Source organism: Alloacidobacterium dinghuense (genome assembly GCF_014274465.1).
In the GTDB taxonomy this organism is placed as follows: Bacteria; Acidobacteriota; Terriglobia; order Terriglobales; family Acidobacteriaceae; genus Alloacidobacterium; species Alloacidobacterium dinghuense.
The window spans coordinates 5,007,826-5,027,145 of record NZ_CP060394.1 but is presented as its reverse complement, the minus strand read 5'-3'; the positions used below and the strand labels follow the sequence as shown (position 1 = coordinate 5,027,145).

The 19,320-nt window shown below is 57.7% G+C and carries 17 protein-coding genes; 10 read left to right on the top strand and 7 right to left on the bottom strand.

All coding sequences use genetic code 11. The features are described from left to right. Positions 1–57: 57 nt before the first annotated feature. Both H7849_RS20945 and H7849_RS20940 read right to left on the bottom strand, forming a co-directional pair. Positions 58–966 (bottom strand): DUF1684 domain-containing protein, encoded by a 909-nt coding sequence (locus tag H7849_RS20945; protein ID WP_186742211.1) that lies wholly within the window; start codon positions 964–966, stop codon positions 58–60. A 20-nt stretch (positions 967–986) separates the two neighbouring features. Next, on the bottom strand, positions 987–1,565 hold the full coding sequence (locus H7849_RS20940; protein ID WP_186742209.1) for a beta-class carbonic anhydrase: 579 nt from the start codon (positions 1,563–1,565) through the stop codon (positions 987–989). Between the two features lie 176 nt (positions 1,566–1,741). Here H7849_RS20940 and tgt point away from each other — a divergent pair, with 176 nt between their 5' ends. From tgt to H7849_RS20920, 4 genes are all read left to right on the top strand, one after another. Then, the gene (gene tgt, locus H7849_RS20935; protein WP_186742207.1) at positions 1,742–2,875 is read left to right on the top strand and encodes a tRNA guanosine(34) transglycosylase Tgt; all 1,134 of its coding nucleotides are present in this window, start codon (positions 1,742–1,744) and stop codon (positions 2,873–2,875) included. Between the two features lie 864 nt (positions 2,876–3,739). Further along, a complete protein-coding gene (locus H7849_RS20930) occupies positions 3,740–6,292 on the top strand; it encodes an ABC transporter permease (RefSeq protein ID WP_186742205.1) in 2,553 nt (850 codons plus the stop codon). A 304-nt stretch (positions 6,293–6,596) separates the two neighbouring features. Next, positions 6,597–8,195, top strand: coding sequence for a Na+/H+ antiporter (locus tag H7849_RS20925; RefSeq protein WP_186742203.1), 1,599 nt, complete (start codon positions 6,597–6,599; stop codon positions 8,193–8,195). 93 nt (positions 8,196–8,288) lie between these two features. Beyond that, a complete protein-coding gene (locus H7849_RS20920; protein WP_186742201.1) occupies positions 8,289–9,170 on the top strand; it encodes an ATP-binding response regulator in 882 nt (293 codons plus the stop codon). 27 nt (positions 9,171–9,197) lie between these two features. Here the strand turns inward: H7849_RS20920 and H7849_RS20915 are convergent, their stop codons facing one another. Genes H7849_RS20915 through H7849_RS20905 form a run of 3 tightly spaced genes read right to left on the bottom strand, consistent with a single transcriptional unit; the run spans position 9,198 to position 10,803 of the window. Then, a complete protein-coding gene (locus H7849_RS20915) occupies positions 9,198–10,079 on the bottom strand; it encodes an NAD(P)-dependent oxidoreductase (protein WP_186742199.1) in 882 nt (293 codons plus the stop codon). A gap of 9 nt (positions 10,080–10,088) precedes the next feature. Continuing rightward, positions 10,089–10,526 (bottom strand): helix-turn-helix domain-containing protein, encoded by a 438-nt coding sequence (locus H7849_RS20910; protein ID WP_186742197.1) that lies wholly within the window; start codon positions 10,524–10,526, stop codon positions 10,089–10,091. Continuing rightward, complete coding sequence (locus H7849_RS20905) at positions 10,486–10,803, bottom strand: type II toxin-antitoxin system HigB family toxin (protein WP_222439698.1); 318 nt, start codon at positions 10,801–10,803, stop codon at positions 10,486–10,488. Before H7849_RS20905 ends, H7849_RS20910 begins: the two co-directional genes overlap by 41 nt. A gap of 176 nt (positions 10,804–10,979) precedes the next feature. On the opposite strand from H7849_RS20905, the gene H7849_RS20900 reads away from it, so the two are divergent. Further along, complete coding sequence (locus H7849_RS20900; protein WP_186742193.1) at positions 10,980–12,029, top strand: NAD(P)-dependent alcohol dehydrogenase; 1,050 nt, start codon at positions 10,980–10,982, stop codon at positions 12,027–12,029. Positions 12,030–12,204: 175 nt separating this feature from the next. Here the strand turns inward: H7849_RS20900 and H7849_RS20895 are convergent, their stop codons facing one another. Then, complete coding sequence (locus tag H7849_RS20895) at positions 12,205–14,478, bottom strand: sulfatase-like hydrolase/transferase (protein WP_186742191.1); 2,274 nt, start codon at positions 14,476–14,478, stop codon at positions 12,205–12,207. Positions 14,479–14,753: 275 nt separating this feature from the next. Between H7849_RS20895 and H7849_RS20890 the strand changes: the two genes are divergently transcribed. From H7849_RS20890 to H7849_RS27615, 4 genes are read left to right on the top strand one after another with little or no spacing between them, the layout of a single operon-like run. Continuing rightward, a complete protein-coding gene (locus tag H7849_RS20890) occupies positions 14,754–15,044 on the top strand; it encodes an ArsR/SmtB family transcription factor (RefSeq protein ID WP_186742189.1) in 291 nt (96 codons plus the stop codon). Continuing rightward, complete coding sequence (locus tag H7849_RS20885; protein WP_186742187.1) at positions 15,034–15,567, top strand: SRPBCC family protein; 534 nt, start codon at positions 15,034–15,036, stop codon at positions 15,565–15,567. The genes H7849_RS20890 and H7849_RS20885 overlap by 11 nt, the downstream gene beginning before the upstream one ends. After that, positions 15,564–15,959 carry a hypothetical protein gene (locus tag H7849_RS20880; protein ID WP_186742178.1) on the top strand — a complete coding sequence of 132 codons (396 nt, stop codon included), beginning with the start codon at positions 15,564–15,566 and terminating at the stop codon, positions 15,957–15,959. The genes H7849_RS20885 and H7849_RS20880 overlap by 4 nt, the downstream gene beginning before the upstream one ends. 21 nt (positions 15,960–15,980) lie before the next feature. Then, positions 15,981–16,160 (top strand): BBE domain-containing protein, encoded by a 180-nt coding sequence (locus tag H7849_RS27615; protein ID WP_186747706.1) that lies wholly within the window; start codon positions 15,981–15,983, stop codon positions 16,158–16,160. A gap of 111 nt (positions 16,161–16,271) precedes the next feature. On the opposite strand, the gene H7849_RS20870 is transcribed toward H7849_RS27615, so the two are convergent. After that, positions 16,272–18,335, bottom strand: a complete 2,064-nt coding sequence (locus tag H7849_RS20870; RefSeq protein WP_186742176.1) for a hypothetical protein — start codon at positions 18,333–18,335, stop codon at positions 16,272–16,274. 250 nt (positions 18,336–18,585) lie between these two features. On the opposite strand from H7849_RS20870, the gene H7849_RS20865 reads away from it, so the two are divergent. Beyond that, entirely contained in the window at positions 18,586–19,215 is a 630-nt protein-coding gene (locus H7849_RS20865; protein ID WP_186742174.1) for a hypothetical protein, read from the top strand. The last annotated feature ends 105 nt before the right edge of the window (positions 19,216–19,320 follow it).

Genomic DNA, 19,320 nt, shown 5'->3' with positions numbered 1-19,320 from the left:
GCTAGGTTCCCGCTCTTTTTATTTTGATTTATTTTGATGACCGCTTCGACGCAACGCTCAGTGCGAATAACGCTGTTCCCCCACGGGCAGTGCGACCACGAGTTTGTTCTGCGGCGGGGGAAGCGGGCAGGTGGCGTACGGGGTATACGCACAGGGCGGATTCTGGAGGCGATTGAAGTCGAGTATCAGATGGCCGGGCTTGTCGAGGCCGTTGTCAGGGAAGTCAGTGTATAGGAAGCGGGCGGCGCCGTAGGTTGTCGTTTTGCTGGTGGTGTCGCGCAGAATGAAGAAGAGCTGTTTGTCACCGGGCTCTTCAATCACTGGTTCAAGCCGGAACGCTTTGCCATCAAGAGTGAACTCGGCGATTCCCGGGACCGGCAGCTTCAGCGTAGTGCCGATCATGGTGGGTATGGATTCATCATGCGGAGGAGTGAACGGAGTCCACTTTGCCTCGATGCGGTAGCGCGGATCCGGCTCGTACCAGTGCAGTCCGCGGAAGTTGACGCGCGTGGGCGCCTGCGAGTCCTTGATGCGAAGAGCGTAGCGGTCGCCGCGATGAATCACGAGTAGAGTGAGCGTACCTGCCTTCATTACGGTGGGGTTCGGGTCGTCAGTTTCAATTCTTGCCGCGCGAGCGGGAGCGCCGTTCAACTGCAGGCTCGCAGCAAGCGACGACAGGTAGACTTCGTTCCCTTTGAGTTCGAGAACCCCGAGGTGATCGGCGACTTGCGCATTCAGGCGGATGCGATTGTCGGCTGCCGATCCGAAGCTGTTCTTACCGGGCTGCAACCATTCGAGACCGACGAGCGTAAGCCAGCCATCCGGCGCGGAGAGATGTTTCGCGCGTTGATTGCGCCATTGCTCTAAGCCATCTTTCCAGTGAGCGTCGATGGTTGCGGCTGTAGCTAGAGCCGCGATCGCGAAGGCAGCGAGAACCGAGGATCGTTTACGAAATTTTCTCTGCATGTTTTTCCTCTCCTGAAGACTCAGCGGGCCCGTCCTGATGCGGTTGCTTCTTGGACCTCAATCAAACGACCACTTTTCACGTCGTACACGTAGCCATAGATGGGAATGCTTGCAGGCACCAGTGGATTATTACGAATGCGCTCGACATCGTCGACAACAGCCTGTTCCTGATTCGGAACTGTGAGCCACTCGATGAACTCACCAGCGCGTGAACCCGGCCCCTTGCCGACGTCGCGGAATCCGTTGCTCGTCAACTCCGCAGTTTCGAGGCTTGAGGAGAGCAGGCCACGTATGACCTCGTTGGTGAAGAATTCCATTCCACAGTTGGTGTGGTGGATGACGAAGAATTCCTTTGTGCCTAGAAGCTTGTAGCTGATGACGAGGGAGCGGATGGCGTCGTCGCTGGCACGGCCGCCGGCATTGCGAATGACATGGGCATCGCCTTCTGACAGACCGGCAAACTTTGCCGGGTCGAGGCGGGCATCCATGCAGGTGAGGATGGCGAAATGGCGTGCCGGGGGCATTGCGAGCTGAGAAAGATTGCCGAACCCGGCGCTATATTTTTCGTTGGCGGCAAGGACTTCTGGAAGAACGCTCATATTGGAGTCTCCAAAATGCGGCTAGAGGTCGGAGCTTGAGAATGTGCGCAGAGGAAGAGGCGATCGCAGACTAGCGACAACAGAAGGAGGGACGTGAGCCGATGAATGAGGGGGATGCGGTCACGTGAGCAGAGTATCGTTCTTGCGGCCCGGGGTCAATCGTTACAATCATCTAAGTGTCTCTTTCGTTTCAAATCCATACAACGAGCGGCAAGGGCCGCCGGGGTACGATGATTCTTCCGCATGCGGCGGTGGAAACGCCCGTCTTCATGCCGGTGGGGACGGTGGCGTCGGTGAAGGCGGTGCCCCAGCATCTGCTGGAGGAGCTGGGGGCGCGGATCATTCTGGGCAACACCTATCACCTCTACTTGCGGCCGGGGCATGAGCTGATTCGGCGCATGGGCGGGCTGCACCGGTTCATGAGCTGGCACCGGGCCATTCTTACGGATTCTGGTGGTTTTCAGGTCTTCAGCCTTAACGAGCTACGCAAGGTGACTGAAGATGGGGTGCAGTTCCGGTCGCATCTCGATGGCGGGGCGCACTTCTTCTCCCCTGAGCACTCGATGGACGTGCAGATCGCGCTTGGCTCGGACATTGCCATGGCGTTTGACGAGTGCACCGAGTATCCAGCGGACTACGCGCGGGCTCGGAAGTCCCTCGACCTGACGCTACGCTGGGCGGAGCGTAGCAAGCGGCACTTCGACGCGCACAAGCAGGAGCGTCCGTGGGATGAGTCGTTTCCCGGGCAGACGCCGAACCTATTCGGCATCGTGCAGGGCGGGATGTACAAGGACCTGCGACGCGAGGCGGCGGAGCGGCTGGTGGAGATGGACTTTCCGGGCTATGCGATCGGCGGACTGAGCGTTGGCGAGCCACGCGAGTTGACGCGCGAGATCATTGCCGAGACGCTTCCGTATTTGCCCAAGGACAAGCCGCGCTACGTGATGGGAGTAGGCTATCCCGATGAAATTGTTGAATATGCCGAGATGGGCGTTGACATGATGGACTGCGTGCTGCCGACGCGGGCGGCCCGGCACGGACTGATTTTTACCTCGGAAGGGCGGCTGAACATCAAGAACCGGCGCTTTGCCGAGGACCAGGGACCGCTCGACCCGGAGTGCGGTTGCATGGTCTGCCAGCGTTACAGTCGAGCGTATCTGCGGCATCTGATGGCTTCGCAGGAGCCTCTTGCGGCGGTCCTGAATACGCTGCACAACCTGGCGTTTTATCTCGATACGATGCAAAAGCTGCGGGATCGGCTGGAAGCTGGGCAGCCAGTGGCTTCCGGTTCCCCCCTTCCCCCTCTTTGATTTTCTTCCCCTTATTTGTTTTCAATAAGATAGCGGGGGATCATCCCCTGCTATGCCGCTGATTTCATTGTAGTTAGATGGTTTCTAGTGTTTTCAATCACTTACAAGGTAATCGGTAGCGGGTATTATCCGGCTCTGCGATTTTTTTTGCCCCTATATTCAGGATAGCGAATCAGGCATTATTTCACGCCAACTTTCGAGAGAATATATCTCCTTTTGATTCTTTGAGTTAGCCGTAAATCAAGGCTCGCGGGGGCTTGACAAGATTTTTGGGTCGAATTTGTGTCGTTTGCGGGGACTTAAGCTCAGATTTTGTGTTGGAAACGGGCATTTAGGCAAAGTACGCGGCAGGCTGGGGCAGGTTTTCGTGCTGAGCGCAGCGAAGAAGCAGATCCTTCCCCTTCACTGCGTTCAGGGTCAGGATGACAGCCGTGCGAAGCGCTTCGGCGGGTTGTTGCGGCTTAATCGGGTGTCCGCTGGTATCGTTGAAAAGCCCGGTCGCTCCGGCTTCGCCTGCGCTCCACCCGACGGCTGTGAGGTGGTCGCCTGTGGCGATGGTTCATTTTCCGGGGACTAAAATCCCCGGTTTTCACCTGAAGGCGCGTTGCGCTTTTTGGGTGTCAAATTTTTATCAGTGGTAGTGAGAAGATCCCATGTCTCTACGAGACATGGGGCACCCGGCACCCGGCTGGTCTTCTTTGCTGCCCCGGTGTTCGCTTCTGAACACGGAATCCGTTTGTGGACAGCATGCTTTCTGCCCATTATGGATAACTCCTGCAACATCAACTCTTCCAATATGTGTTTGTGGCTTACAGAATGCATGAGATTGCTCTGCGGGTGGTTTATCGACAGGAGCTTTGATTCATGCTGACGGACTTGAGATTCGCGTTGCGGCAGTTGCGGCAGTCTCCGGGATTTACGCTGACGGCGGTGCTGACGCTGGCGCTGGGAATTGGGGCGACTACGGCGATTTTTACGCTGGTACATCAGGTTCTACTGAAGTCGCTGCCGGTGACGAAACCGGAGGAACTTTACCGCATCGGCGATAAAGTCCACTGCTGCATGTGGGGCGGGTTTACGCAGTGGGAAGAGTTCTCGCTCTTCAACTACGAGCTTTATAAGCATTTCCGGGACCACACGCCAGCCTTTGCCGATCTGGCTGCCATGCAGGAAGGCGCTTCGTCGATGGGCGTACGACGCGCAGGCACCCAGCAGCCGGCGGAAGCCGGGATGGGGCAATTTGTCTCCGGGAACTACTTTCGCACCTTTGGCATTGGCGCCTGGGCTGGCCGGGTTTTGACGGATAGCGATGACCGCGAAGGCGCGCCGCCGGTTGCGATGATGACCTATCACGCATGGCAGACGAAATACGGCAGCGATCCTTCCGTCATTGGCGCAACCTTCGAGATCAACAGCAAGCCGTTCACTGTTGTCGGTATCGCTCCGCCGGGCTTCTTCGGCGCTGAATTGAATACCTACGGTGTTCCGGATTTCTGGATGCCGCTGAGCAAAGAGCCTTACCTCAAAGGAATAAGCTCCTTGCTGAAAGAACCAAATCTGAATTGGCTGGACATTATCGGCAGGGTGCGCCAGGGTACGGATCCTAAGGGGCTGGAAGCGCAGTTGAGGCTGGAACTGCGTGAATGGCAGATGAGCCATCTGGCCGATATGAACCCGCAGGAGAAGGAATTTCTGCCGAAGCAAGTGCTGCACCTTACGGCCGGAGGCGCCGGCGTGACGGCGATGCGGCAGCAATATCATGACAGCCTGGTGCTGCTCATGATTGCGGCGGGTTGTGTGCTGCTGATTGCCTGCGCCAATCTGGCGAACCTGCTGCTGGCGCGCGGCATGGCCAACAGGCAGCAGACCTCGGTGCGGCTGGCGCTGGGCGCGTCGCGCATGCGGATGGTACGGAAGGCGCTGGTGGAAAGCATGCTGCTCGGCATTCTTGGTGGGGCAACGGGGCTGGTGATTGCCTATGCGGGAACGAGCATGATGCTGCGGCTCGTCGTCACCAACACGGCTGTTCATGTGCCGATCGAAGCATCGCCTTCGTTGCCCGTGCTGTTGTTTGCGCTGGGCGTGTCGCTGGTGACGGGAGTCTGCTTCGGCGTCGCGCCGGCGTGGGTGAGCTCGCATGCAGAGCCGCTGGATGCTATGCGGGGCGCGAACCGTTCGGTCGCCGGCGCGACCTCGCTGCCACAAAAGGCACTGGTGGTGACGCAGGCTGCGCTTTCTGTAGTGCTGGTGAGCGCAGCGGCAATGCTGACGCACAGCCTGCGCAATATGAAGGATGGGAACTTTGGCTTTGAAACAAAGGACCGCTACATTGCGTGGATCGATCCGATGGAGGCCGGCTATCAGGAGAACGAACTGGAGAATCTTTTTGAGCGCATGAAAGATCGATTGCAGCGGATTCCCGGAGTGCGCAGCGTCGGTCTTGTACAGTGGGCGCCGATGAGCGGGGACAACTGGAACGCCTCGATACGGATTGAAGGCAAGGCCGAGCCGCACAAAAGTGATAACTATGTGGCGAATAGTGTGCGCATGATGCCCGGCTTCTTCGACACGATCGGAAACCGGATCATCATGGGGCGGCCGATCACGGAGGAAGACACGGCTTCTTCGCGGCATGTCGCGGTCATCAACGAAGCATTCGCGAAGAAGTTCTTTAAAGGAGAGAACCCCCTTGGCCAACACTTTGGCGAGATGGAGATGAAGCATGCCGGGGATTATGAGGTTGTCGGGGTTGCGGCGGATGCGCGCTACGTGCCGTGGGACATGCTGAATCCGATCGAGCCTTTGTTTTTCAAGCCGGAAGCGCAGACCATTCGATGGGACACGTCTGCGGCTATCAACGGCGAGATGCGTTCGCATTCTCTGGGCAACATCGTGCTGTGGGCGCCGGGAAATCCTCCGGGGCTGGAGACGCAGGTGCGGCGCGCGCTGGCTGAGATCAATCCGAATCTGAGCATCAATGACTTGAAGAGCTATGACGAAGCGCTGAGTGTGGACTTTGCGCAGCAGGGGCTGATTGCGAAGCTGACTTCGCTCTTCGGCGGGCTGGCGCTGGTGCTTGCCGCTGTCGGCTTGTACGGTGTGACTGCGTATGGCGTTGAGCAGCGCACGAATGAGATCGGAATTCGCATGGCGCTGGGCGCGGATCGTTTGTCTGTCGTGAAGATGGTGATGCGTGGCGCGTTTCTGCAGGTTGGCATCGGGTTGGCCATCGGAATTCCTGCGGCGATTGGAGCCGGGCATGCGATGGCGAGCCAGCTTTTTTACGTGAAGCCATGGAATCCTCTGATTCTGATTTCGGCGACACTGCTTCTTGGACTGGCGGCGCTGATTGCTGCAGTTGTTCCGTCGCAACGGGCGGCGAGCGTGGAGCCGATGGAGGCGTTGCGGAACGAGTAACGCTTAATACGGTTCGGCGTTTGCGGACATCGAACGCCGACACTGCCGCAATCGATCGAGTGCGGACCCGCCAGCTTTTTTGCTTTCAATTTCCAAAGGATCTTCCATTGGTTGGGACGGCTGCGTGGTAGCCTGCATGCTGTAGGCAGGAGTCGTGCTGCTGCAAGAAACCTGCAGCACGAGAATTGTGGTGAGACCCAGTATTGCGGCAACGCGTTGAAGCAGCGTCATAGCAGACTCGGCTTCACCCAACCAAAGCCTATACGATGGCATTTCTCCATTTGACGTGTTGGAATCGCTTTAGATGAGCGGAATCGGGGCGGTCGAATTCGTCTTTCTCCTGCTGCTGTTTTTCATCGTGGTGTTTGGGGTGTTCGCCCGCAAGGTGGGGACGCCATATCCGATCATCATGGTGATCGGCGGGTTGCTGCTCAGTTTCTTTCCGGCGATTCCCGACATCAAGCTTGAACCTGACCTGATTTTTCTGGTGGTGTTGCCGCCGCTGCTCTACTCGTCGGCATGGCAGACATCGTGGCGCGACTTTCGCTACAACATTGTGAGCATTTCGTTTCTGGCCATCGGGCTGGTGGCGTTTACTGTTGTCGGCGTCGCGCTGGCGGCGCCGAAGGTCTTTCCGGGATTCGACTGGCGGCTTGGACTGGTGCTGGGCGCGATTGTCGCGCCGACGGATGCGATTGCGGCGACCTCGATTGCGCGAAGGATCGGGCTACCGGGACGGATCGTCGATATTCTCGAAGGCGAGAGCCTGGTCAACGACGCGACGGGATTGCTGGCGCTGGAATTTGCTACGGGGATCCTGGTAGAGCAGCGTTATCCCACGGTTGCCGGGGGGCTGCTGACGCTTTTGTGGCTCACGGCGGGCGGCATCGCGATTGGCTTGATCATTGCCTGGATTGTTGCCCGCTTCGAGCGACGGATCGACGACGGCCCGATTGAAGTGGCGCTCAGCATTCTTGTTCCTTATGTAGCGTACCTGGCTGCGCAGGCGGCTCACGCCTCGGGTGTGCTGGCCGTGGTGAGCTGCGGATTGTATCTTTCACGTTGCAGCGCACGTTTGTTCTCGCCAACGGTGCGCCTGGGGACGTGGGCGGTGTGGGATTCGCTGACGTTCATTCTGAATGGGCTGGTCTTTGTTCTGATCGGACTTCAGTTTCCAGCCGTTCGCGCGTCGATTCACGAATATGGCCGGGGGACGATATTTGCGTATGGTGGGATCTTCAGCGCGCTGCTCATCCTTTTGCGGCTTGTGTGGGTGTATCCGGGGGCAAGGCTGTCTTATATCATCCGCACGCGGGTACGGAATTTCAAGGAGAGCCCACCGGGGGTGCGGCACATTTTCGTTGTCGGATGGACGGGGATGCGCGGCGTGGTTTCGCTGGCGGCTGCGCTGGCTCTTCCTACTGTGTTGGCGGACGGCTCGCCGTTTCCTCATAGAGACATGATTGTCGTGCTGACGTTCTGCGTCATTTTCGCGACGCTGGTGCTGCAAGGGCTTACGCTGCCGCCTCTGATTCGTTCTCTGGGATTGGCGGGCAACGCTGGGCCGGACTGCGAGGAGCTGGAAGCGCGGCGTATCGTTACGCAGGCTGCCGTGTCGCATCTGGAAGGCGCGAAGGCGCGCGACACCAAGAAGTCAGCCGAGATTTATGATGACCTGGCCAATCACTACCGACACCGGCTTACGAGTCTGAATGCAGATGCAAGCGCGAAAGAGATTTCGGACCACGAGCTGCATCTTTCTTTGTCGCTGGAGGCGTTGCGCGTGGAGCGCGAGACGGCGATCCGGCTGCGCAATGAAGGGCGCATTAACGATACCGTCCTGCGCAGGATCGAACGTGAGCTGGACCTTAACGAATCGCGGCTGGTCAATACCGAGGAATAGGCTCCTTCACGAATGAAGACAGCGCTCCACGTCCTCGGAAAGCAGGTTCACCGACTTGAAGCCTGATCGGACTATCATGGTCATACGATTCTCATGAGCGACGATACTCCGCGGTTACAGAAAACGGTGCTGGTGATAGCGTGTGCAGACTCACCCGTCTTGAATGCGGTGGCGGAAGTTCTGTCTACGTGGAAGCTGGAGTGCGCCGAAGATAACAAGGACGCGCTTGCGCTGATAGAGAAGACCGCTTTCGATCTTGTGATCACCGACCAGGCCAGCTCGGCCCGCGATGATGTTGAACTGCTTCGGAAGATACGGCGGGTGCGGCCGCATGCTCGCGTGATCATCGTTGCGGAGACAAGTACGCCCGCGGATGTGATCGCGGCGATGCGTGCGCAAGCTTTCAGCTACTTCACCAAGCCGCTTTCTGCGCCAGCTATGGAAGAAGTGCTGCAACTTGCGATGGAGAGCCCAGCCTGGGACGAGGCGATTGAAGTCCTGTCCGGGACGGATGCGTGGATACGCCTTTCGCTGCGCTGTGATGTATCGACGGCCAACCGGCTGCATCAGTTCGTTCGCGAATTTCTGCTTTTGCCCCGAGACGACGAAGAGAAGGTGGCGACGGCGTGCAGAGAAATGCTGCTGAATGCGATGGAGCATGGCGGGAAGTTCAATCCAGAGCGGCGTATCGAGATTGCCTTCCTCCGCGCGCGTCACGTAGTGCTGATCCGCATTAAAGATCCGGGCGAAGGGTTCTCTTTAAAGGACAACCTCGATACCGCCATGAACAATCCACCGGATGATCCTATGCGCCATCTGAAACACCGCTCGGAAGAGGGGATGCGGCCGGGCGGATATGGGATTCTGGTGGCCAAGAACCTGGTCGATGAGATGTTCTACGGAGAAAAAGGGAATGACGTGTTGCTCATCAAGTACATCCACGATGAGCGTAAGGCATCGCCTTCCCCGGCTTGAGGAAGGCGAGCTTCAGACGATGCCGCGCTATTTGTTTACCGCAGGCATTAGCGGTTCCAAGGCCTGAATCAATGCGTGATTGCCGAGGTGACCTTTGCCTTCTTTCTGTAAGCGCGCGTAGAGCTGGCGGATCATGCCGGTGGCGATGAGCGGGACGCCAAGTTCACCGGCGTATTCGAGGACGAGGTCTACGTCTTTCTGCTGCAGGTCGATGGTGAAGCCCGGCTTCCAATAGTTGTCGAGAACCTGGGGAGCGCGTTTCGAGAGCATCCAGCTGCCACCTGCCCCGGCTTCGACGGCGGTGACGGCTTTTTTCAGATCGAGCTGCGCGGCCTCGCCGAACATCAGGGCTTCGCTGACGGCGAGCATGTTGACGACGACGAGAATCTGATTCAGAAGCTTGGTGACCTGGCCTTTGCCTGCCGGCCCCATGTGCGTAATGCGCGTGCCGATGGCTTCAAGGATGGGGCGGGCGCGGTGGAAGTCTTCTTCCGATCCTCCGGCCATGATGGCGAGGGTGCCTTGCGCCGCGCCTTCACTGCCGCCGGAGACTGGGGCGTCGACGAAACCGATGCCTTGCTCGCGGAGTTTGGCGGCGAACTCTTCGGTGGCCTTCGGGCTGATGGTGCTCGAGTCGATGACGAGGCTGCCTTTCTTCAACGTGGAGGCGGCTTCGTTCACGACTTGTTCGACATCGCTGGTATTGGTGACGCAGAGCATCAGGATGGATGAGGATGCGGCGAGGTCTTTGATGGTTCTTGCGTGATCGATCTTCAGGGATTGTGCGAGTTCTGCCGCTTTGCTTTCGGTGCGGTTCCAAACGCGGACGGCGTGGCCTTTGGCGGTGAGGTTCTTCACCATCCCGGAGCCCATGATTCCGAGTCCTACGAATCCGATAGTTTCTGGCATAGAGCTAGATTATCGAACTTTTCTGGTCCTTGAAGATTTGGAGGAATGCACCGCTTTCCGGGCGTTAACTTTATGCTGCACAGGAGCGATCAAGAGATCGGCTGAGATACCAAGACCGAATTTCACGCGACGAATCATTTTTAGTGTGAGGCTCCGTTTGCGATTCAGGATTTCCGATACACGCGCACGGCTGCCGATCAGGGGCTCGAGGTCTTTGCGGGTCCATCCCTCCTGCTCCATGCGGAATTCGATCGCAGCGATAGGATCGGGCGCATCAATCGCATGGTGCTTCGCCTCATACGCGTCGACCAGCGTTGCGAGGATATCTAGCTCGTCACCCTCGGGCGTATCCGCATCAGCGTTGATGAGTTCCTGAATGCGGACCACGGCCTTCTCATGGTCATCTTCAGTTCGAATCGGGCGAATCGGTGTACCTGCGCTTCTCATATTTCACTTTCTCCACGTCGATCTGGTCATATTCCTTGTGTGTTCCGAGCCAGACAATCAGCAGCACCTGGTAGAAATAGTTGATGGCGACGACGAGCCTGTATTCATTTCCCTTAATATTGAAAACAACCCGCTTCGCTGAAACAATACTGGCCGAGCGGTATTGCTTTTTCAGTTCCGCGGAACTTTTCCATGTGGCGGCTGCGGCCTCGGCATACCAGGCATCAAGGTGCGCTTTGACCGCTTTCTGATGCTTGCGCACAACCCTGTTTTTCACGAAGGCATTCAGAGTGCTGCGCGCTATCACTCTCACTCTTTTGATAGTATAGTGTTCCCACTGTGGGAGCAACGATGCAGCGCAAAATTTTGACCCAAATCAGCAAATCGAAAGCAGCCTTTCGCCGCAACCGTTATAGGACGAATATGCTTAAGTCGTCTTGAAAGCGTGTATCCATGAAAGCGATTGTTTACCGCGACTATGGTTCCCCCGATGTTCTCAGATGTGAAGAAATCGAAAAGCCCATCCCCGGAGACAACGAGGTCTTAATAAGAGTGCGAGCGGCTTCCGTGAATCCGCTTGACTGGAAGCTCATGAAAGGCGGGCCTTTTCCTGTTCGCGTGCTGCTCGGGCTGGGCAAACCAAAGGTCAAGCGGCCCGGCGTTGACGTGGCCGGCGTGGTTGAAGCCATCGGCAGGAAAGGAACGCAGTTCAAACCGGGCGATGCGGTGTTCGGCACATGCCGCGGAGCCTTTGCCGAGTATGCGATTTCCGCGTCGGTACTGGGCATGAAATCGGTGCTGGTCAAGAAGCCAGACAACGTGACGTTTGAGCAAGCAGCGTCTGTACCGGTGGCGGCATTGACTGCCTTGCAGGGCCTTCGCGACAAGGGGCGAATTCAGCCGGGGCAGAGTGTGTTGGTCAACGGCGCGGCAGGAGGCGTGGGCACTTTCGCGGTGCAAATCGCCAAGGTGTTAGGCGCAAATGTGACTGGCGTGTGTGGTGCCGGGAATGTGGATATGGTCCGATCGATCGGTGCGGATCGGGTGATTGATTACACCCGGGAGGATTTCACAACCGGCAAGCAGCGCTATGACGTTCTTCTCGATTGCGTTGGGAACCATTCGTTGTTTGCATGCAGGCGGATTCTGAATCGCACGGGAAGACTTGTTCTTATCGGAGCGCCGAGTGACGCTTCGGTGACCGCTCTTCTCGCTCGTACGATCGGAGCGCTCGTGTTGTCCCTGTTCCCTGGCCGGAAGATGTGCTTCTTCATCGCGAAGGTTAACTCAGAGGATCTGACCGTTCTGAGCGACCTGATGGCGACTGGAAAGATAAAGGCGGTCATCGACAAGCGCTATAGGCTGAGTGACACCGCAGGAGCTTTCCGGTATGCCGAAAAAGGGCATGCTCGCGGGAAAGTCGTCGTCACGGTCGAAGACGGTGACGGACATGAGGCTCGCCTCCGTCCATCCGACGCCATTACCCCAGGCAGTGAGCGATAAGTCTTGTTGGCGCGACTCGAGACTTCAGAATTTCAGACAATAGCCAGCCCACACGGCCCAGTTGTCACAGTGGGCATTTCCGGCTTCACGCGAAATCTCCAAACGCTCGAATTGGTTCGAACCAACAGGGACTCCAGATTCTGGGCTCAAGGTCGAGTCCATTGCCTACCTGAGACTACTTGTTCTTCTTCAAACAGTTCGTTCCGAGATTGGGCAGGATGAACATCTTCAGATCGTCACCATTTGTGAATCCGTCGTGATTGAAGTCGTACCAACTCGATAAGCCATTGTTCTGGCTGAAGAAGGCCCAATCAACAATGTCCTTGCCGTTCACCTTCTTGTCTTCGTTGCCGTCGCCAGGACACGGTGGTTCGGACATCAACGTCGCTGTCATCGAGGCATTCAGTGCATTGAAGTTAGCGAGGTTTTTTCCTTTCAATCCGTCGGGGCAATTTTCTCCGCAGAGACTGTCACCGTCCTTGTCTATCTCAGGAGCAGGCGCTTTCTCGTTGATCTGATATAGCTCAGTCTGCGGCACCTCTTTATCTGTACCCTTGGAGGTCCCACACATCGTCACCGTCTTTTTTACCAGCTTGTATCGGTCATTCCGCGTTGCTTCCTGATCGACAGGAAACTGGGTCAGTGTTACGGGATTGCCCTGGCTATCTGTATAGATACCTGCTCGCTGAACATCACAGCAGCTGTCGTAAGAAACACCATTCTTGGGATTGGTCGGCCCGTACCAGTCTCCTCCCTCGAAATTGCACAGTGGCCCGCTGTTGAAAAGCTGAACGCAGGTAGGCGGCATGGTGATTGGAAGGACACACGGCGGAGGCGCCACGTCGTTTTGGTGGATGTTGCCGGAGGTCTGCGTGAAATTCGTTTGGCGAATACTGGGCTGGTTGACGTTCGTCAGGTAGGGCAGCATGGATTGGGAATCCAGGATGTGCGACTTCGGAACTACCTTGTGCACGTCGACTCCAGCAAATTCACCGAAGAGCTGAAACAGATCGGCGATATTCACCATGCTCGTTACTTCGCGTCCCGGAGAAGCAACCAGTGGTCCAGCCACGATGAGGGGGACCCACACACCCGTCTGATATACGTACCCCTTGGCGCGACTGGGGTCGAAGGGAAATTTCACTCCCGGTGCAAAGGTGCCGTTATCACCGATGATGATCACCATGGTGTTAGTTTGTGCCGGGTCATACTGCAGCCTTCCTGAACTGTCCATGGTAGCCAGACCGGCCTGTACCAGGAGACTGCCAATCTTGTTGTCCATGGCCTCGATCATCTGGTTGCTGATGATCCGGGTGGCAGCCTCATTTGCGACGGTATTGCCGGTACATGAGAAGCCAGCGGAATCCGGACTAGCGACGGGAAGAAGACTGCGGGGAGGTTGTTGATATGGGGTGTGGTCGTTTGCATACGCCACCGTTGCCATCCAGGTTTGTCCATCCGCATTTTGCTTGCGAATCCAATTCACAGCCGACTGGTTGGTCTGATCCGAGACATAGCCTCGTGCTGGAGGAGCATTCTCGTCCGCAGGGATAACGGTACCGTCCGGCTCGTTGATCACGCGGTTCCATACGTAATACGCATTGAGCAGGTCGAAGTTGAGATCCAGGTCTGCGGAGGACTTACAGGTCTCCTTGGGAACGAAGATGCCGCCATTCTGCAGACAACTGAATCCGGGCGTGGGATGGGCGGCATCTTTGGAGATCACTTTGCAGGTCGAGTCTGCAAATCGGCAGGCTCCCGTATCCGCTCCATGAAGCGGAGACTCCAGTCGATTGGGAATAAACCCGCACGTGTACCAGAAAGCGTTGGACATGGGAGGAGTAGGATGGGATGTATCAGTAAACTGGCCCCCTATCGATGTATCGATCGGGTGTGGCGCTCCCTCGAGGAATCCATCGAAATAATCCCAGCCAAGAACATGAGGAGTCGACCGCCCGAAAGGATTGTTGTCGGGGCCGGCAAGGTGAAATTTGCCGAAGAGGGCGTTCTGGTAGCCAGCCTTCCTCAAAATTTTCGGCGTCGTGACCTCAAAAGGAGAGACCTGGGAGTTCGCCAGATCATCACTGAGGATGGCAGAGTTGACGTTTGTCCTAAGCGGATAGCGCCCCTCAAAGAAGATTGCGCGACTGGGCGAGCACTCGGGCATCGACCAGACGTTACGGAAGCGCACACCAGCGCGTGCAACCGAATCGATGTTTGGCGTAAGTGGAGGCGTGCCACCTCCATACCCGAAGATGCTCATCTGATCGATTCCGACATCATCCATGATGATGAACAGGATGTTCGGCCGAGACTTTTTGCCTGCATCTGATTTCTGAGAGTCCGGTGCCACAAGCTTCGATGGCCCAGCAGTTAGCGACTGCGCTTGAACGACACTTGCAGATCCCAGAAGGATGAGGCCAGTCAGAAGACTGCGCGCAACTTGCATAAACCTTTCCTCCCGATGCTTGAGACAAAGGTGAAGAGGTATCTCAAGCGAGCGCGATTATAGGCGCGCTCATTTAAAGCGAGCGAGTATTTTCGGCGAATTTTCATAAAGTGGAAGCGATATGCAGGCCTTACGGTAATCTCCATTAATTCAAACGCTTACATTCGTCCGCCGCAGATCTTACGCGATGAAGGCGAATTTCTCTTGACTTTCGTTAATCCGTAAGCACCTACTTACGGTAAGTGAATGCTTACCTTCAATCTGGATGTGAGGCGTTGGGGGATGCGACGAGGTTTGCCATCTTCAGCGCCCTTGTAGACAGGCCGCAGGCTGTGGGCGAGTTGGCAGAGCGGTTTCCCGTTAGCCGTCCGGCTGTGTCGCAGCACCTGCGGGTGCTGAAGCAGGCCGGGCTGGTGAGGGACCAGAAGGTGGGTACGCGCCGTATTTATGCTGTCGATCCGCAGGGAATCGCCCGTTTTCGGCGAGAGCTTGATCAACTTTGGGATAACGCTCTGCTGGCTTTCAAAGAGGCTGCCGAGCGATGGGAGGAACCACATGCAGTCTGAAACCTTGGCACCTGTTTTGAAAAGTGTCGTGGTGAATGCTCCGCGCGAGCGGGCGTTCAAGATCTTCACGGAGTTCTTTGGCGGGTGGTGGCCATCGACACACCACATCGGCAAGCAGCCCTACGAGACGTCGGTTCTCGAAGGCAAGGTGGGCGGGCGCTGGTATGAACGCGCGACCGATGGCTCGGAATGCGAGTGGGGACGCGTGCTCGCCTGGGACCCGCCCGCGAAAGTGGTGATGTCGTGGCATCTGCAGCCGGACTGGGGATATGATCCTGATCCGGCGAAGGCGAGCGAGGTGGAAGTGCGGTTCATTGCTCAGTCAGGCGCTTCGACGCTGGTGGAACTGGAGCATCGCAATCTGGAGCGGCATGGCGATGGCTGGGCCACGATGCGCGGTCAGGTGGATTCGCCTGGAGGCTGGGGCACGATTGTCGAGCTGTTTGGGAAGTTTGCCAACGAGCATGCGGGCCACCCCATCGACGAAGACCTGTCGATGGGGGCTCCGGGGGAGGATCTATGAAGACGGTCGATCGCATCTGCGGATGGCTCCTGTTTCTGGGCGGAATCGGCCATGGCCTTGGATGTCTCAAGGCCTATGGCCACAGCCCGGAACTTTTATTGTGGTCTGAATGCGCTACGCTGGCCGGATGGCTGCTGGCTGGATTGAATCTGCTGCGCGTGGGCAGGCCGGCGGATCGCGCGCTGGCGTGGGTGAGTTTTGCCGGATGCCTGGCGTGGGTGGTTGTGGCTGTGGCCTTTGGGCGGCTGATCGAAAATATGCTGGACTTCAGAGCGCTGATCAACCTGATCCTCGCGCTGGTGCTGGCTGCTTTCAGTTTGCGGGCTGCGCTAGGAAAGGCTGGCCAGCACAAGCTGCCCCATCCGGCGCAAAGTGGTGGCGTGGCCGCCTGAGCTGGCTGTCCTTAGCTTTCGCTGAGATATTTACGAAGTCCCCGCCAAGGTCGTGATACCATTCGCGCGACCCGGAGGCTGCATGGATGTCATGCTCGTCTACGCGCTGTCAAGGCGGCCTACGATTCAGACAGCCGCTTTCGCCGCAACAACAATATTCAACGGCAGGTCGGGCAGGAGCAGCCCACGCCTGTCGCATAGCTCTAGTCGTCTTGGTTGCCGAGGCCGGCGAAGGGGATGAAGCATCACGGAGGCTGTCGGCATTGGCGTCACGTTGAGCATCTTCATCGAGAACCCTCCTAAGAACTCTGACTAGGTTTCGCTTTTCACCGGTTCCGTCGCGGACGTTACGACAGGTGGCTGGTCCTTTTCTAACGGCAAGATAAAACGCAACGGGTGGCGAAGGACTTGCCTTGCCAGGTATTTGAGTATCTTTACGCGCTCGTCGTGGCGGACGTTGTAGGCCTGCAGAGCGGTCACGGAGGCGATGGCGAAGCTTACTCCGAGGTTGAGGACGAAGGTCAAGCCAATTCCGGCGACGGCGAAGTAGAACCAGTTATGTCCGAAAGAAGCCACGCCGTAGCGGGCTGCGGAAAGTGCCAGCATGCCGGTGTTCAGAGTTACGTGGCGGACGTCGAGCGGCAGACCGAAGAAGTGAGCGATCTCTGGAAAGAAGCCGAGCATGTAGCCGAGCACGATGCTGGTGCTCCAGGCGGCGATGTTGTTCTCAAACCAGTTGGCGAGGCGCTGCATGCGGCGCGCGCCGATTTTCTGTCCAAGCGGATGCTGCGCGATGGCGGCGGGGATGCGGTTGTAGACGGCAAAGTTCTCACACCATCCGCCTATGACGCCAGCGGCCCATAGGATGACGCCGGTGATGGCCGCATCGATACCTGTGCCTGAGGTGAAGGGGTGCAAGGTTTCATAGACGCGCTTTGCCATGGCGGTGGGCAGGTAGGAGTGAAGAAAGATTCGGTGCCAGAGCTGTTCGAAGGCGATGGCTCCGAGACAGACGGCGACGACGTTTCCCAGGGCGGCGGCAAGCTGCGTACGGCTGATGCGCGCGGCAATGTCGGCGATCTTGCTCCAGCGGGAGACGCCGCGGTTTTCGCGCACGATGCCGGCGAGGGCTGCTCCTGTCATGGATGGCTGTTTGGTAGCGAGGGCGAGGCCGAAGATTTGAAGCAGAACGAAACTGATGGCGTAATCGGTTCCGATGAGAAAGCCCTGGACGAAGAGCGGCAATTCGCCTTCCATGACCTTTAACTTGAGGGCCGCGGTGAAGACGGTAAGCAGGCCGCCTCCGAGCGCAGCGAGCCACATCTGCCAGTACTCGCGTCGGCTCAGGGCGATGTAGTGTTCGCCGCTGTGGCCGGTGCGTTCGACGGTTTTACGCGCGAGCAGGTTGAGGTTCTGGCGGATGAGCGGGCCGAGTTGGGTGTCTTCGAGGCGCCCGGCGACAAGGGTGTTGAGGAGTTGCCGCACGGGGTGCATCGACTGCAGCGAATCTCCGGCGATAGTGGACGCGAGCAGCTGCATGCGGTCGAGCGAGGCATCCATGCTGCTGAGGTCGAAGACGAGGGTGGTGCTGACGCCGGCCTCTTCCATGTGCAGGCGCACCTGGATCATTTCGCGGCGGCAGGCGTGGACGGCGTCTAGCCAGATGCGCAGGGGGACGGAGTTTTCTCTTGATTGTTCGGTGGATTGAAGAAAGGTCTGGGTCACGAACACGAACTGGTAGAAGGGTGAGGCGTCGACGTTGCGCGTCGAGCCGCGCTGGCGCACCGCGGCGGTGACACCGCGTCCGGCGACGCGGGTGGCGAGCAGGCTTAGCGACTGGCGGATATCGTCGGCGACATGCGGGACGGCGCTCAGTCCACTTCGTGGCCAGAGGATGCGGGCGAGGCGGGCGAAGGTGGGGTCGTCGAGTTGGATGAAGCGCTCGACGGCGGTGGGAGTGGAAAAAACGGCGGTGAAGAGACGCGCCGTATCGGATTCCTCGCGTGCAGAGGGCAAGAGGCGTTGAAAGATGCGGCGGACGGCTTCGGGCAAAAGCGCGTAACGCGCGGGAAGGCCGGTATCGGCAAAGAGCGGAACGGAGTCGAGCTCGGCGAGCATGGCCTGCCAGGAAAGATCGAAGCGGGCGCGCAGGTCCTTGTCATGCTCGAGGAGCCTGATCCAGCGCAACAGTGATGTGGTAAAGCCGCGCTCCGTGGGGCGGTTCCAGATATAGACCAAGAGCGCAGCAGCGCGGCGGGTGCGGATGCTGAGCGTGCCAGCGTCGCAGAAGGCTACAGTGCGCTCGTGCAGTCCGGTGTCCGCGTTGGCGAAGACGGGGTTTTTCTTCCATCGCCTCCTGCGCAACCGCCGTCGCACTGACCTTATGAAAGACATTGCTGACTAGAATAGACCGATTTTGATTCTGCGGAATCGAAGTCTGGCCGTGATTTACAACAGGGACACGTGCAATTTTTTCGCAGTTTCCGTAAAACGGAAAGTCGCTTGAAACGATTCATGGTTCTTCTGAAACGATGCACTTTGCGCCTGCACTACAAGGTCGAGCAAATTCCTTTGAGCGGGTAGAGATCGCAGTACGTCGATATCCAGACGGGAGCGTATTACGGCCATGCGACGTAGTGTGCGGTCGGGCGCCATAGCATTCTGCGTTTTGCTGGTGGTCGGATGCTCGCAACAAAAGAACGCGGTGAAGCCTGCGGCTCAAGTGCCGCAAGAGGCGGCTGCGGCCGCTGTCGGGGTTCTGCAAAAGCTGGTGAACGAGCAGAACTACAAGGGTCTCGGATTCCAGACGATGGACGAAGTGAAGCAGGCACAGCTGGGACAGCCGATGGATGTCTTTTATCTCAGTCTGGAGAGGATGGAGAGCTATCAGGCGGGCGAAGACCTGAACAGCCTCCTGACGTCGAGCGCGGAGATGATTTATCCGGTGATGGTGGGGGGCAGCGTTCGCACGGGAGTGACGATTGTGCAGAAAGGGCAGGGGTATGAGTCGTCCAGCTTTGGCAATGCGGATATTGTGAAGCGGCTGGCAGCGTACCGCAGCGGCCCGCGCGACTTTGCCGTGCGCATTCCGGCGTTCAATCTGTACTTTGTGGGCCGGCAGGAGGAAACGCGGGTGATTCTAGTGCCAATTGCGAACAATCCACGGTTGAAGGCGCAGGCGGGTGAAGCTACGCCGCTTGATGTGGTGTTTGGGCAGTTGCGTCCCTATGTCGACTCTTATGACGGGCGGCCATAGCAGGGCTGGCCTGCCTGTCCATCGCGAGGCGGTGATTAACAATGGGCGAATTTTTTCGAGATTCAACAGGAATCCTTCTCATCTGAGACATTCGGGCGTATTCTT